This is a genomic window from Brevibacterium luteolum (assembly GCF_025147615.1).
Classification (GTDB): domain Bacteria; phylum Actinomycetota; class Actinomycetes; order Actinomycetales; family Brevibacteriaceae; genus Brevibacterium; species Brevibacterium luteolum.
Map to the genome: position 1 here is coordinate 25,855 of NZ_JALXPM010000010.1, position 13,424 is coordinate 39,278.

The window sequence follows — 13,424 nt, forward strand, 5'->3', positions numbered from 1 at the left end:
CGCGTGCCCACGGCGGACAACCAGAGGGTTGACACAAACTAGTTTGCATTACAAACTGGTTTGTATGAACCAGATTCCGCAGCAGAACCCCGAACCGCACGATGCCGAGGGCACACCAGCTCTCGATCCGCGTCGCGCTCTGGAGATCGCCACCTCCGGGCAGCGCACAATCAGTCGTCGCGAACAGCGGGCCGGGATCATCACCTCACTGCTGTGGTCGGCCATCTGGTTCGTCGGGTACAGTGCCATGGCAGCCGCCTACGTCTTCGGGCTCATGCCCGCAGCCATCGCCGGCATCATCTTCGCCGCCGGCATGACGGCAGCCCTCATCGCCACAAGCATCATCAATGTGTGCGCCGCCTCCGGCCGCCGGGGTCCCGCCGCCCGGCAGGGCACGCTCTACGGCGTCACCTGGGCGCTCGTCGTCACCGTCATGATCATCGTGAGCATGCAGCTGGGCACCTACCTGCAGGACCCGCAGGTCATCGGCTGGCTGGCCAACTCGGTCGCCGTCTTCGGCGTCGGCATCATGATCGTCATGGGCGGCGTCATCTTCTCCGACCGGATGATGTTCGGATTCGGCATCGGGGCGATCGTGGCCCTCATCATCAGCCTGCTGGTCGGCCCGGAGCTCTTCACGCTCGTCTTCGCCGCAGCGGCCCTGGCAGGACTCGTCGTCAGCATCATCGCCCTCGCGCGCACCGGACGGGAAGCAGGCCGGTCATGACGGCACTTGATCCGGTCATCCACGCTGATTCGCGCCTGCGCATCATGGCCGCCCTGGCCGGACTGCCGGCCGGCGACGAGGTGCTGTTCACCCGCCTGCGCAAGGACCTGTCGATGACCGCCGGGAACCTCTCCACCCACCTGCGCAAGCTCGAAGAAGCCGGCTACCTCACCCAGACCAAGACCATCGAAGGCCGCACACCGGCCACCTACCTCTCCCTCACCGCCACCGGCCGTGCATCCTATGAGACTTATCTGACCAATCTGCGCACCATCCTGGAAGGAAACCCCTGATGTCACCGACCCCCACCCTCAGCCAACCGCAGCGCACAAACGCGCCCACCGCCTCGGGCACGGCCGCTGTCACCCTCGACAACGTCGCCAAGTCCTTCGGCACCACCACCGTGCTCTCGCGCATGAACCTGCGCATCACCCCCGGTGAGGCCGTTGGGATCCTCGGGCCCAACGGCGCGGGCAAGTCCACGCTGCTCTCGCTCATCACCGGTGAGCGGACGCCTGATGCCGGCAGCGTGGCGATCTTCGGGGCCAACCCGCGCACACCCGAGGCGCGGCGCACGATGGGCGTGACCCCGCAGGCGACCTCCCTGCCGGAGGTGCTCAAGGTCCGCGAGGTCCTCGACTTCGTCGCTGCGCACTACCCGAACCCGCTGTCGACGAGTGAGCTGCTCGACGATCTCGACCTCACCGCACTGGCCGGCAAACAGTGCGGCGGGCTCTCCGGCGGGCAGAAGCGCCGCGTCATGCTCGCCGTCGCGCTCGTCGGCAATCCCGACATGCTCGTCCTCGATGAGCCCTCGACCGGACTCGACGTCGAATCCCGCCAGCAGGTGTGGCAGCGCATCCAGGCGTTCAGCGCAGCCGGTGGCACCCTGCTTGTCACCAGCCACCACTTCGATGAGATCGAGCGCCTCGCAGACCGGGTCGTCATGCTCGCTGATGGGCAGATCATCGTCGACGACCAGCTCGATCGCGTCCGCACCGCCGTGGACCTGCGCCATGTCACCGTCACGCTGCCTGACACCCCCGAAGCGGTCATCGCCGCACTGCCCGGTGTCACCGGCATCCAGCCCGGTGAGGGTGCCCGGCAAGTCATCACCTGCAGCGATTCCGATGCCTTCATCCGCACCCTCATCGCCGAGGGCCTGACATTCACCGATCTCGAAGTGCGCGGGGCCAGCCTCGAAGAGGCCGTCGCCGCCCACACAGCACGTCACTGACCGACAGCACCGACAGGAGCAGCCATGTCCACCACCGCCGCCCCGGCTCTATACCTCCCGCATCTCATCTACCGCACCCGCGACACCCTGCGCGTGCCCGTCGTCGTCATCTCCGCAGCCGTCTTCCCCGTCATGGTCTTCGCGATCTTCTTCCTGCCGTTTATGGACGGCACCCCTGCCGACCAGCAGGCAGCCGTCGCCTTGGCCGGTGTCGCCCAGCTCGGGCTCATGGGCGTGGTGAGCACGTTCCTGTTCAACTACGGCATCGGCATCGCCGAGGAACGCAAGGCCGAATGGTCGAACTACCTGCGCACCCTGCCGGCCGGCCCAGGCCCGTTCTTCTCCGCCCGCGTGGCGGTGGCGGTTATCGTCGTGCTCATCGCCGTCGTGCCGCTGTTCATCGTCGCGATGGCCGCCACCCCGGTCCTCGAGCCATTCGCTGCCGGTGAGCTGGGCTGGTGGCGTCTGCCCGCGCTCATCCCGGCATGGATCCTGGCAGCGCTGCCGTTCCTCTTCGGCGGGCTGCTCATCGGCTACCTCGCCACACCGAAGGCTGCGGTGGCGATCACCCAGATCGCCTTCCTGCCCTTCGCCGCAGTCGGCGGTCTCATCCTGCCGGTGCAGGCGATGCCCGGCTGGCTCAACGCGATCTCCGAGTTCACCCCGGCCCGCCCCGGCCGCGATGCCGTCACCGCGCTCATCGGCGAGGGCTCGGTCGACATGCTCAATGTCGTCGTGTGGCTCGGCTGGCTCGTCCCGCTCATCATCGCCGCCGTGTGGGCGCACCGCCGCGATGAGGGCCGCCGCTTCTCCTAACCCACTCCCCTCAATCACCCTCGCAACAGACGGTCCGGCATCCGAGACGATGCCGGACCGTTGTCGTGTCGCTCACCAGGACGGTCACCACCCGGCAGGCCGGGTGAGAACTAGTTCCCATCCGATCCTTGACCGTTACCTGCACCACACCTACAGTTAACGCAACGCTGTTGCATTGTTTGCAACTCACGAGTTTTCTGCTTCCAAAGGAGGAAGCCATGGTCTTGGAACCGAAAGCCCCCAGCCCTGACACCGTCCCCGACGGAACCCGACCGCACCCGGTGCGCAGCACCTCGGGCGCCTACGGGCCTACGCTCAGCGGACAAGGGCGCACACATCCCGACGGCGTCGATCGCGCCACCCGGCGGCGGGTGATCGCCGCCAGCTTCATCGGCAACTTCGTCGAATGGTTCGACTACGCCGTCTACGGCTACCTCGCCACCACCATCGCCGTGGTGTTCTTCCCCGAAAGCGACCGCCAGGTGGCACTGCTCTCGACGTTCGCACTCTTCGCCATCAGCTTCCTCATCCGCCCGATCGGCGGGTGGGGTCACCTCGGCGACCGGGTCGGCCGGCGCGTGGCATTGAGCTGGTCGATCCTGCTGATGTCGCTGGCGACCTTCTGCATCGCCCTCATCCCCGGGTATGCGACCATCGGGTTCTGGGCGCCACTCCTGCTGCTCGTCATGCGCATCGTCCAGGGCTTCTCCGCCTCCGGTGAGTATGCCGGAGCCTCGGCCTTCCTCGTCGAATACGCCCCACCCCACCGCCGCGGGATCTACGCCGCGATCGTGCCGGCCTCGACGGCGACCGGACTGCTCATGGGCTCGCTCATCGCCGCGCTCCTCTACGGCGTCCTCTCCCCCGATCAGCTCTCCGACTGGGGCTGGCGGATCCCGTTCCTCCTCGCCGCCCCGATGGGCCTCATCGGCCGCTACATCCGCACGAAGCTCGAAGACACCCCGGTGTTCAAGGAGATGGCCGCCGAGGACGAGGCGATCAAGGCACCTGCCGGAGACCTGTTCAAGAAGTACTGGAAGCTGCTCATCCTCGCCTCCGGAGCCGTCGCCGTGGGCTTCTATCTGCTCTTAAGCTACATGCCGACCTACCTCACCGAGGTCGTCAAGCTCAGCCCGACCCTGTCGAACCTCTCGACGACTGTGGCGCTGCTGACCTACATCGGCTTCATCCTGCTCACCGGATTGCTGTCCGACCGGCTCGGCCGCAAGAAGGTCCTCATCTCCGCCTCGGTGCTGTTCATGCTGCTGACGGTGCCGCTGTTCATGGTGCTCGACACCGGAATCTTCGTGCTCATCCTCTGCGTCCAGGTGGCACTCGGTGCTCTGCTGACCCTCAACGACGGCACCCTGCCGAGCTTCCTGGCCGAGCAGTTCCCGACCCGCGTGCGCTACTCCGGCTTCGCAGTGTGCTTCAACCTGTCGAATGCGCTCTTCGGCGGCACCGCCCCGTTCATGGCGACCTTCCTCATCGCCGCCAGCGGCTCGGATCTCGCACCGGCCTGGTACCTCGTCGCCGCAGCGCTCGTCTCCTTCATCGCCGTTGCACTGGCGAAGGAGACCTTCCGCAAACCGCTCGAACACGACTGACACGCTCGACCACTGCTCCGCACCCAACCCGATCCCGCCCGAAAGGAGAATCACATGTCCTTCACCGCACCCCACACGGCCACGCCTCCCACCACGGCCGGGGCACCCAACCCAGCCGATCCGCCGCAGGCGACCCCCGCCTCGGCGGCGGAGGCCATGGCAGCCGAACGGCTGAAGATCATGCACAACGGCCAGAAGGTGCCGCTGACCTTCTCTCCTGCCGAGTTCGAACGCCGGCTCGGCGGGCTGCGCGACATCATGGCCGAACAGGACTGCGACGCCGTCGTGCTGACCTCGTATCACGGGATCAAGTACTACTCCGACTTCCTCTTCACCTCCTTCGGCCGCTCGTATGCGCTCGTCGTCACGCCAGAGGATTCGGTGTCGGTGACCGCGAACATCGACGCCGGGATGCCGTGGCGGCGCAGCCACGGAGAGAACATCGTCTACACCGACTGGCGGCGGGACAACTACTTCTTCGGCATCACCGAAGCCTTGCGCCAGCGCGGCATCCGCACCCGCCGGATCGGCGTCGAGTACGACTTCCTCACCCTCGACCAGCACGCGAAGCTGCAAGCAGCGCTGCCGGATGCCGAGCTCGTCGACATCAGTGCGGCGACGACGCGGCAGCGGATGGTGAAGTCAGCCGAGGAGATCGAGGTCATCACGCATGGCGCACGGATCGCCGACATCGGCGGATATGCCGTGCGCGAGGCGATCCGGGAGGGCATCAGCGAATACGAGGTCGCCCTCATCGGCACCGAGGCGATGGTCCACGAGATCGCCCGCACCTTCCCCGACTCCGAGATCCGCGACACCTGGGTATGGTTCCAGTCCGGAATCAACACCGACGGGGCGCACAACTGGGCGACCACCCGCAAGCTTGAGCACGGCGACATCCTCTCGCTCAACTGCTTCCCGATGAGCTCGGGCTACTACACGGCACTCGAGCGCACACTGTTCCTCGGCGAGCCGGATGAGCGCAGCCTGCAGCTGTGGAAGACGAACGTCGAGGTGCATGAGGCCGGCCTGGAGCTCATCCGCCCCGGCGCGGTGTGCTCGGAGATCGCCGCTGAGCTCAACCTCATCTACGCCGACGCCGGGCTGCTGCCCAACCGCACCTTCGGCTACGGGCACTCCTTCGGGGTGCTCAGCCACTATTACGGCCGTGAGGCCGGCCTGGAGCTGCGCGAGGACATCGACACCGTCATCGAACCGGGCATGGTCGTCTCCATGGAGCCGATGATCACGATCCCCGAAGGCCAGCCGGGTGCCGGCGGATACCGCGAGCACGACATCCTCGTCGTCGAAGAGAACGGTGCCCGCAACATCACCGGGTTCCCGTTCGGACCTGAGAACAACATTCTGTGACCAGCAGTGACCTGCCGCGCCCGCTAGGCTGTTGACAAGGAGGAAGACGATGCGAGAGTCCGATCCGGCAGCCGGGCGCGGCAGGTCCGTGACCGCGAACATCCTGGCAGTGCTGCGCTGCTTCTCCGTCGACGAGCCGCTGCTCGGCGTCACGGAGCTGGCAGCCCGCCTCGACCTGCACAAGTCCTCTGTCTCACGCATCCTCTCCGCACTTGAAGACGAAGAGGTCGTCGAGCAGGATCCGCATTCGAAGAAGTACCGGCTCGGCCTCGGCCTGCTCGCCATCGCCGGACCGATGCTCGCGACCCTCGACATCCGCCGCTTCGCACTCCCCGTGCTCACTGAGCTCAGCGAGTCGACCGGAGAGACTGCCGCACTGACGGTGTGGAGTGCCGCCGAAGCAGTCGTCGTCGAGCAGGTGGCCAGCACCCAGCCCATCAAGCACACCGTGCCGCTCGGCACCCGCTACACCAACCTCGACTCCGCCTCGGTGCAGGTCTTCGCCGCCGAGGCGGAGGTCACCGGCCAGCACACAGAGCCGGGACTCACCGCACGCCTGGAGGAGGTGCGCACGCGCGGATACGCCGTCAACCATGCCGCAACCTCACCCGACGTCGTCGGCATCGCCGCTGGGGTCCGCGATCACCGCGGCGAACTCGTCGCAGCCATCATCATCGCTGCTCCCCTGTACCGGGTGCCCGATGACCGGATCGGCGAACTCGGGGCAGCCTGCGCTGCTGCGGCAGCAGACCTGTCGATGCGCCTGGGCCACCGCAGCTGACCTGCGCGTGACCTGCCTCACGTAAGCTGATGCCAGACGAGGGAGGGAGGCGTCATGCACATCGTCGTCATCGGTTCGGGACTGGCCGGCCTGGTCGCAGCCACAGAGGCCTGCGCGTCAGGGGCGACAGTGACCCTCGTCGACCAGGAGTCGGAGAACAACCTCGGCGGCCAGGCCTACTGGTCCTTCGGCGGGCTGTTCCTCATCGACTCGCCCGAACAGCGGAGGATGGGCATCCGCGACTCCCGTGAACTCGCCCACCGCGACTGGATGTCGACAGCCGGCTTCGATGAGTCCGATGTGTGGCCGCGCCGCTGGGCGGAGGCCTACCTGGAGTTCGCCGCCGGTGAGAAGCGCGCCTGGCTGGCGGCCAAGGGGCACCGGCTCTTCCCGATCGTCGGCTGGGCTGAGCGCGGTGATGGCCGGGCCGACGGGCACGGCAATTCGGTGCCGCGCTTCCACATCACCTGGGGCACCGGGCCCGGGGTCGTCGAACCGTTCCTGATCAGCGCCAAGGAGCACGTGCGCACCGGCCGGCTCATCCCCCGCTTCCGGCACAAGGTCACCGAGCTCACCCGCTCACCTGCCGGGATCACCGGGGTTGCCGGGCACATGCTCGCAGATGACCCTGCCCCGCGCGGGAGGCCCACAACGTCCGAGGCGGTCGGCGACTTCTCGATCGCTGCCGATGCCGTCATCATCGCTTCCGGTGGGATCGGCGGGCGACACGAACTCGTACGCTCCGCCTGGCCCACGCGTCTGGGCGCCGCCCCGGAGTCGATGCTCACCGGCGTGCCGGCCTACGTCGACGGGTCGATGTTCCCCGTCGCGCAGGCGGCAGGCGCACACATCCACGCCCCTGACCGCATGTGGCACTACGTCGAGGGGATCCGCAACTGGAACCCGATCTGGCCCGGCCACGGCATCCGGATCCTGCCCGGGCCCTCCTCCCTGTGGCTCGATGCCGCAGGCAACCGCCTGCCGGCCCCGAACTTCCCCGGCTTCGACACGCTCGGCACACTCGGCCACCTGCGGGCCGGCGGGCATGAGCATTCCTGGTTTATCCTCAATGAGCGGATCATCTCCAAGGAATTCGCGCTCTCCGGTTCAGAACAGAACCCCGATCTCACCGGCCGTTCGGTCCGCAAGCTCGCCGGCCGCCTCGGCTCCGGGCCGCCCGGACCGGTGGCCGATTTCCTGCGCCACGGCGAGGACTTCCTCACTGCTGCGACAGTTCCCGATCTCGTCGGCCAGATGAACCGGCTCGAACCGGACCACGCACTCGATGCCGCAGCAATCGGCGAGCTCATCGCCGCCCGCGACGACCAGCTGGCCAACGGTTTCGGCAAGGATGCGCAGCTGGCTGCGATCCGCGATGCCCGCGGCTACCGGGGTGATCGGCTCATGCGCACTGCTGCCCCGCACCGGCTCACCGACCCGGCCGCCGGTCCGCTCATCGCTGTCCGCCTGCGCACGCTGACCCGCAAGACCCTCGGCGGGCTGCACACGGATCTCGACGCTCGCGTTCTCGACGCCTCCGGCACTCCGATCTCGGGGTTGTTCGCGGCGGGTGAGGCTGCCGGCTTCGGCGGTGGCGGCATGCACGGTCACCGGTCGCTGGAGGGCACGTTCCTCGGCGGCTGTCTGTTCTCCGGCCGGGTCGCCGGCCGCGCGGCGGCCCATGGCTGAGCCGATGGACACTCGTGGTCATGCCGCCTCCGGTCCCGAGGTGGTGCCTGCGGCAGGCGCGGTCGTCACCGATGGCCGTGGCCGGGTGCTGCTCGTGCTGCGGGGTTCGCAACCGCACCGCGGCCGCTGGTCACTGCCCGGCGGGAAGGTCGAGCCGGGTGAGACCTGGCAGCAGGCCGCCGCCCGCGAGGTAGCCGAGGAGACCGGTCTTGAGGTGGCCATCGGTAGGCACCTGCCGAGCCTCGACATTCCAGCTGGTGAGAATCGCATCTACCGTGTCCGGGATTTCGCTGCCACGGTCACCGGCGGTCAGCTGCGTGCACGTGATGATGCCGCTGATGCACGCTGGGTGACAGCCGAGGAGCTGGCGGCACTGACGCTGACTCCGAATCTCGATCGGCTGCTGTATGACAGCGGCGTCTTCGACACCGACTGAATGACGTCAGCCCTGACTGCCCTCTGCCCCGCCTGCGTGGCGTTTGGCTTCGAGCGCCGCAGCGGTCTGCCGGCAGGTGAGCTCATTGATCCGCTCGGCCTCGTCGACGGCGACCGCAGTGTAGGCGCGCAGCCCGTCGCGATCGCGGCGCATCAGGTAGACATAGAGGCCTTCGGTCAGCAACCGCCCCTGGCTGTCGTAGAACAGCCAGCGCACATCAGCGAGGATGAGCTTGTCGGTGATCGCCCGGCAGCCGAGCAGCTCATGGGCGATATCGGCCAATCCGCGCTGCTGGTAGCGGGGATAGCCCTGCTGGAGGCCTGCAGCCATCTCCTCCCAGAAGTCGAGCACGCCGGCGAATTCATCGCTGATGACCATGCCCGGTTCACCCCACAGGCCAGCGCTTGTGTCCGCGTCGAAAGTGCGCAGTGAAGCGCCATAGGCGTGCAGGAATGCGTTGACCTGGGCGCGCGTCTTCTCGTCTGCGCCCCGGCCGATGAGCTGGTCATCCGTCATGCTTCCACGGTAGGCCGGTGCCGCCGGTTCGTCGAGGGTGCTGCCGCCAGGCAGACGCTCAATCCCAGATGCCGGAGGCCCCGCGTCGGTGGGAGCCGATGAGGTGCGTGTCGACCATGCCGATGGCCTCCATGAGCGCATAGGCGCTCGTCGGGCCGACGAACCGGAACCCGCGGGCTTTGAGCGCCTTCGCCAGCGCTGCTGATTCCGGTGATGACGTCGGGATCTCATCGACCGTGCGCGGCCGCGGGGTCTCTGCCGGCTGGAACAACCAGATGAGATCGGGCAGCCCTCCGTCGGCCCGCAGGTCGATCGTCGCCCGGGCGTTGATGATTGTGGCGCGGATCTTGGCGGAATTCCGGATGATCCGCGTATCATCGAGCAACCGAGCGACATCGGCCTCGGTGAAGCCTGCGACGGTGTCCGGGTCGAAGCCAGCGAACACCTTACGGAAGGCCTCCCGTTTGCGCAGCACTGTCGCCCACGACAGCCCTGCCTGGAACGCCTCTAAGCTGATGCGTTCGAACAGACCGGCCTCATCTCTGACTGGCATGCCCCATTCGGTGTCGTAGTACTCCTGCAGGAGCGGGTCGGTGGCCGCCCAGGCCGGGCGGGCCAGCCCATCGGAACCGATGACGAGCCCTGTCGTCGCGCTCATGCAGCGGCCTCCAGTTCGAGCAGCTGCTGTTTGGCCGGCAGCCCGCCGCGATAGCCGCCGAGGCTGCCGTCAGAGCGCAGTACTCGGTGGCAGGGCACGATGAGCGGGATCGGGTTCTGGGCGCATGCGGTGCCGACCGCGCGCACGGCCGTCGGCTGGCCGACCGCAGCTGCGACCTCGCTGTAGCTTTGAGTGGTGCCGTAGGGGATCTCGGAGAGCTGACGCTCCACCTCGCGGCGGAATCCGGTTGACAGGCGCCGGTCGAGCGGGATGTCGAATTCGCGTCGCTGCCCGGCGAAGTACTCCTCGACTTGGGCTGCGATCGACGCCAACTGCGCGTCTGCTTCCAGGACGCGTGGGCTGATCTTCTCTGCCAGTTCAGCGAGCACCGCGTCGTGGTCTTCGCTGTCGAAGGCCACGCGCACCAGCCCTGTCGGGGTGGCCGCCAGCAGCAGTGCGCCGATCGGTGAGTCGATGATGGTGTAGCCCACGTCGACGAGGCCGGCGTCCCCGGCGTGGTCGTCGAGGAGCTGGCGCACGCGGCGCATGTGCTCTTCGTCGAGTGGGAAGAGGTGGCTGAGGTCTTTCATGAGGATGCTCCGTTCTCTGCCAGGTGGCCGGCGCCGACCCCCTCGCTGTCGAGGCGTCTGCGCAGGGCGGCGATGCCGTCGGCGGCGGCCCGCCGGACGGCAGCGGGTGTGCTTCCGGTGAGCTCGGCGGTCTGCACGTGGGTGAGCCCGCCGAGGTAGTGGTAACCGATGACTTCACGCTGCCGGTCCGGAAGCCGGGCTACGTGGGTCCAGATCTCTGCTGTCTCCGAGCTGGCGGCCGGATCACAGTCTGCCGCGACCGGGTGGTCATCGCCGACCGGGCCTTCGCGGCGGCGGGAGCGGGCGCGCAGGACGTCGATGGCTTTGCACTGGGCGATGCGCACGAGCCACGCTTCGACATTGGCGTCGGCGTCGAGGTCCGGCCAGGCGCGCAGTGCCGTCACGAACGTCTCCGCCCACGCGTCATCGGCATCGTGCGTCGCCCCGCCGCGCCCGGCGAGTACGGCCAGGCACACCCGCATGACCGTTGCCCCGTGGGCGCGGATGACCGGTTCGAACGGCTCATGCATGTGGCTCACTCCCTCCTCTCACTGCGCAGACGCAGCGGCGGGCGAAAGTGTGAGGTCGACGCCGGCGCCAGCGTGCCGAACCCCGTTCCCGAGGCGGTGGCTGGCTCAGGCGACACGGAAGTCCGCGGGCACCGTGAGCCGGTGGGTCAGCGTCCACTCCCCGAGTGTCAGGCGTTCGGCGCGCAGGTCGAGAGAAGGGTCACCGGTCTGTGCTGACACGGCGGCCAGCGCATTGGCAAGGTGAACGGCACCGGCCCGGCCGGCGGCGATGTCGTCGGCTGCCAGTTCGACGAGCAGGGTGACGGAGCGCTGCATCGCCTGCCCGTAGCGCAGCGCCGGTGGCGTCATCGCTGCTGTCAGGGCAGCCGTGCGCAGGATCGTCTCGTGTCCGCAGCGGACGTGGGCGTATTCGTGGGCGATGATCGTCTGCAGCTGGGCCTCGGTGAGCAGCTGCTGCATCCCGGTGGAGACGATGACCATCGGCCGGGACCCGACTCCTGCCTCGGCGGGCGTGCGGGCCACGGCGTAGGAGAACACCTCTGGTGACCCGACGCGGGCTAAGACGAACGCCTCGCGCTGGCTGCGGGAGATGATGCGCGGTTCGAGTGCTGCGACGGCGGCATGCACAGAGCGCACGCTGGCGTGGTGGCGGTGCTTGAGACGGAACCACACAGCGGCTGCGGCGATCATGACGGCGCTGACGGCGACTGGGATAAGCAGGTGGGCCGGATGCAGGTAGCCGGCGACAGCAGTGACGATCGCCAGCACACCGGACAGCACCGTGGTGATGAGCCCGATGATGACGGCGACGAGGGAGGCCATCCACAGCCGCAGCGCGGTGGCGGGGTGGCGCAGCGCCCATGAGCCCGGTGCCAGCAGGCGGGGGACGGTGATGATGAGGGCTGCGGTGGCGGCCGCGCTGAGGGCGAGGAGCGTGAGCATCGCTCAGCTGCGCCTGCGGTCTCGTTTCCGTGCAGCGGCGCGGGCGGCGTCCTTGCGGGCGTGCCGGGTCTGCGCCTGCTGCAGCGAGGAGCGCAGCACGTCGAGGTCGGTGTCGCTTAAGTGCCCGGCGAAGGCCATGAGGGTGGCCTGCCGGTCACCGGAGGAGGACAGCACGCTGACCATCCGGTCGCTGGCGTAGGCGTCGCGGCTCTGTGCGGCGCGGAAGCGGATCTTGCGCGGTGAGGGGTCAGAGCGCACGACCATGTCCTTGCGCTCGAGGCGCTCAAGGGTCGTCATGATCGTCGAGTAGTTCGGCTTGCGTCCGGCGAAGCGCTCGCTGACGTCGTTGGCGCTCAGCTGTTCGTCGGCATCCCAGAGGATCTCCATGACCGCAGCTTCGAGTTCGCCGCGCTCGCGCCGGCTGTTGAGTCCTGTCATCGCTCACCCTCCTGGGTCGGATGATATCAGCCCCCGTGCGAGCAGTGCTCCTGCAGACCGCGCAACTGGCCTTCGAGTCCCTTCAGTGGTTTGTTGCACTCACCGTAGGCGCGGGTGGCCTCGACCAGGCCCTTGAGGTGACCGCGGTACTGCTCATCGCCTGCATCGGCCTGCTCCTCCATCCACGAGGCGGCTGCCTCCGGATCGGCATCGACGTTGTCGGGGAAGCCGCTCTCGAAATCCTCGAAGGCAGCACAGGTATCAACTGAGACCTCGGGCAGCTCTGCTGTGGCGTTCTCATCGCCAGTACCGCCGGCAGTAGCATCGTCGCCAGCGTCGTCGTTCGCGTCATCGGCAGCGTCGTCGCTGGCGGTGCCGGTCGGCTAAGCGCTCGCCTCGGCAGTGGTGGCGTCGTCGGAGCCAAGTGTCGGCGGCTCTTCCTCGGGGTCCTGACCATAGGCGGTGAGCAGCAGGGCGCCGAGGGCAACGGCAGCGGCAGTGCGGGTGCGAAGGCGTGTCGTCATACTGCCATCGTCGCATAAGCCGCTGGACTCGGTCACCTGCATCGTCACCGTCCAGGGTGGTTGCCTGCCGGTCTCACAAAAGCTGACTGACGCCGCGTTTGAACCGTGCCCCGGCAGCCGGGTCCTGACGGTCGAAGTCCGTGCGGTGCTGTTCGATGATGAGGGCGCCGACGATGTAGTCCATCAGCGTCTCTCCCCCACGCTCCCGGATGGGCTCTGGGATGAGCTCGTCGCCTTCGAGTGCGAGGCCGAGGGCGTAGATCTCGGCTCCGTCGCGGTAGCGCAGCAGCACGGTGCGCAGCGCCCAGGCGAGATCGGCGGCCTCGGTGCCCTCCGCCTCGGCGACGGCGGCGGCGAGCATCTGGCGGGCCAGCAGCACGAAGAGGTCCTGCTTGTTCTTCACGTGCCAGTACAGTGCCGAGGGCTGCACGTCGAGTTCGCGGGCGAGCCTGCGCATCGACAGGTCGCCCATGCCGAATCGCGAGAGGATCCGCAGCGATGTGTCGATGATCGCCTGTTGCGACAGCGCCATTCAGGTCTCTCTTCCAGGGCCTGGAGACGC

Annotated in this window: 18 protein-coding genes; 10 read left to right on the plus strand and 8 right to left on the minus strand. The window is 67.8% G+C overall.

Features of this window, described 5'->3' with window-relative positions; genetic code table 11:
• The first annotated feature begins 64 nt into the window (after nt 1-64).
• The 9 genes from M3C25_RS04015 (at nt 65) to M3C25_RS04055 (ending at nt 8,664) form a co-directional block, all read left to right on the plus strand.
• A complete protein-coding gene (locus tag M3C25_RS04015; RefSeq protein ID WP_259855131.1) occupies nt 65-727 on the plus strand; it encodes a hypothetical protein in 663 nt (220 codons plus the stop codon).
• On the plus strand, nt 724-1,020 hold the full coding sequence (locus tag M3C25_RS04020) for a transcriptional regulator (RefSeq protein ID WP_170274032.1): 297 nt from the start codon (nt 724-726) through the stop codon (nt 1,018-1,020). Before M3C25_RS04015 ends, M3C25_RS04020 begins: the two co-directional genes overlap by 4 nt.
• Complete coding sequence (locus M3C25_RS04025; RefSeq protein ID WP_259855132.1) at nt 1,020-1,964, plus strand: ABC transporter ATP-binding protein; 945 nt, start codon at nt 1,020-1,022, stop codon at nt 1,962-1,964. The genes M3C25_RS04020 and M3C25_RS04025 overlap by 1 nt, the downstream gene beginning before the upstream one ends.
• A 24-nt stretch (nt 1,965-1,988) precedes the next feature.
• Entirely contained in the window at nt 1,989-2,780 is a 792-nt protein-coding gene (locus M3C25_RS04030; RefSeq protein ID WP_165883022.1) for an ABC transporter permease, read from the plus strand.
• Between the two features lie 218 nt (nt 2,781-2,998).
• Nucleotides 2,999-4,387, plus strand: a complete 1,389-nt coding sequence (locus M3C25_RS04035) for an MFS transporter (RefSeq protein ID WP_259855133.1) — start codon at nt 2,999-3,001, stop codon at nt 4,385-4,387.
• A gap of 156 nt (nt 4,388-4,543) precedes the next feature.
• Complete coding sequence (locus tag M3C25_RS04040) at nt 4,544-5,758, plus strand: aminopeptidase P family protein (RefSeq protein WP_259855160.1); 1,215 nt, start codon at nt 4,544-4,546, stop codon at nt 5,756-5,758.
• Between the two features lie 49 nt (nt 5,759-5,807).
• Entirely contained in the window at nt 5,808-6,539 is a 732-nt protein-coding gene (locus tag M3C25_RS04045; RefSeq protein ID WP_259855134.1) for an IclR family transcriptional regulator, read from the plus strand.
• Nucleotides 6,540-6,593: 54 nt separating this feature from the next.
• Complete coding sequence (locus tag M3C25_RS04050; RefSeq protein WP_259855135.1) at nt 6,594-8,228, plus strand: FAD-binding dehydrogenase; 1,635 nt, start codon at nt 6,594-6,596, stop codon at nt 8,226-8,228.
• The gene (locus M3C25_RS04055; RefSeq protein ID WP_259855136.1) at nt 8,221-8,664 is read left to right on the plus strand and encodes an NUDIX hydrolase; all 444 of its coding nucleotides are present in this window, start codon (nt 8,221-8,223) and stop codon (nt 8,662-8,664) included. Before M3C25_RS04050 ends, M3C25_RS04055 begins: the two co-directional genes overlap by 8 nt.
• A gap of 6 nt (nt 8,665-8,670) precedes the next feature.
• On the opposite strand, the gene M3C25_RS04060 is transcribed toward M3C25_RS04055, so the two are convergent.
• From M3C25_RS04060 to M3C25_RS04085, 6 genes are all read right to left on the minus strand, one after another.
• A complete protein-coding gene (locus tag M3C25_RS04060; RefSeq protein WP_259855137.1) occupies nt 8,671-9,180 on the minus strand; it encodes a DUF6841 family protein in 510 nt (169 codons plus the stop codon).
• Nucleotides 9,181-9,238: 58 nt separating this feature from the next.
• Complete coding sequence (locus tag M3C25_RS04065; RefSeq protein WP_259855138.1) at nt 9,239-9,838, minus strand: DNA-3-methyladenine glycosylase I; 600 nt, start codon at nt 9,836-9,838, stop codon at nt 9,239-9,241.
• On the minus strand, nt 9,835-10,428 hold the full coding sequence (locus M3C25_RS04070) for a methylated-DNA--[protein]-cysteine S-methyltransferase (RefSeq protein ID WP_375545094.1): 594 nt from the start codon (nt 10,426-10,428) through the stop codon (nt 9,835-9,837). Before M3C25_RS04070 ends, M3C25_RS04065 begins: the two co-directional genes overlap by 4 nt.
• Complete coding sequence (locus M3C25_RS04075; RefSeq protein ID WP_259855162.1) at nt 10,425-10,958, minus strand: RNA polymerase sigma factor; 534 nt, start codon at nt 10,956-10,958, stop codon at nt 10,425-10,427. Before M3C25_RS04075 ends, M3C25_RS04070 begins: the two co-directional genes overlap by 4 nt.
• A gap of 105 nt (nt 10,959-11,063) precedes the next feature.
• The gene (locus tag M3C25_RS04080; RefSeq protein ID WP_259855139.1) at nt 11,064-11,900 is read right to left on the minus strand and encodes a M48 family metalloprotease; all 837 of its coding nucleotides are present in this window, start codon (nt 11,898-11,900) and stop codon (nt 11,064-11,066) included.
• Between the two features lie 3 nt (nt 11,901-11,903).
• Nucleotides 11,904-12,338 (minus strand): BlaI/MecI/CopY family transcriptional regulator, encoded by a 435-nt coding sequence (locus tag M3C25_RS04085; protein ID WP_165883030.1) that lies wholly within the window; start codon nt 12,336-12,338, stop codon nt 11,904-11,906.
• A gap of 44 nt (nt 12,339-12,382) precedes the next feature.
• Here M3C25_RS04085 and M3C25_RS04090 point away from each other — a divergent pair, with 44 nt between their 5' ends.
• Entirely contained in the window at nt 12,383-12,607 is a 225-nt protein-coding gene (locus M3C25_RS04090; protein ID WP_259855140.1) for a hypothetical protein, read from the plus strand.
• Nucleotides 12,608-12,721: 114 nt separating this feature from the next.
• Here M3C25_RS04090 and M3C25_RS04095 read toward each other — a convergent pair whose 3' ends face one another.
• A complete protein-coding gene (locus M3C25_RS04095; protein WP_259855141.1) occupies nt 12,722-12,862 on the minus strand; it encodes a hypothetical protein in 141 nt (46 codons plus the stop codon).
• Between the two features lie 73 nt (nt 12,863-12,935).
• Nucleotides 12,936-13,394, minus strand: coding sequence for a TetR family transcriptional regulator (locus M3C25_RS04100; protein ID WP_102159895.1), 459 nt, complete (start codon nt 13,392-13,394; stop codon nt 12,936-12,938).
• Between the last annotated feature and the right edge of the window lie 30 nt (nt 13,395-13,424).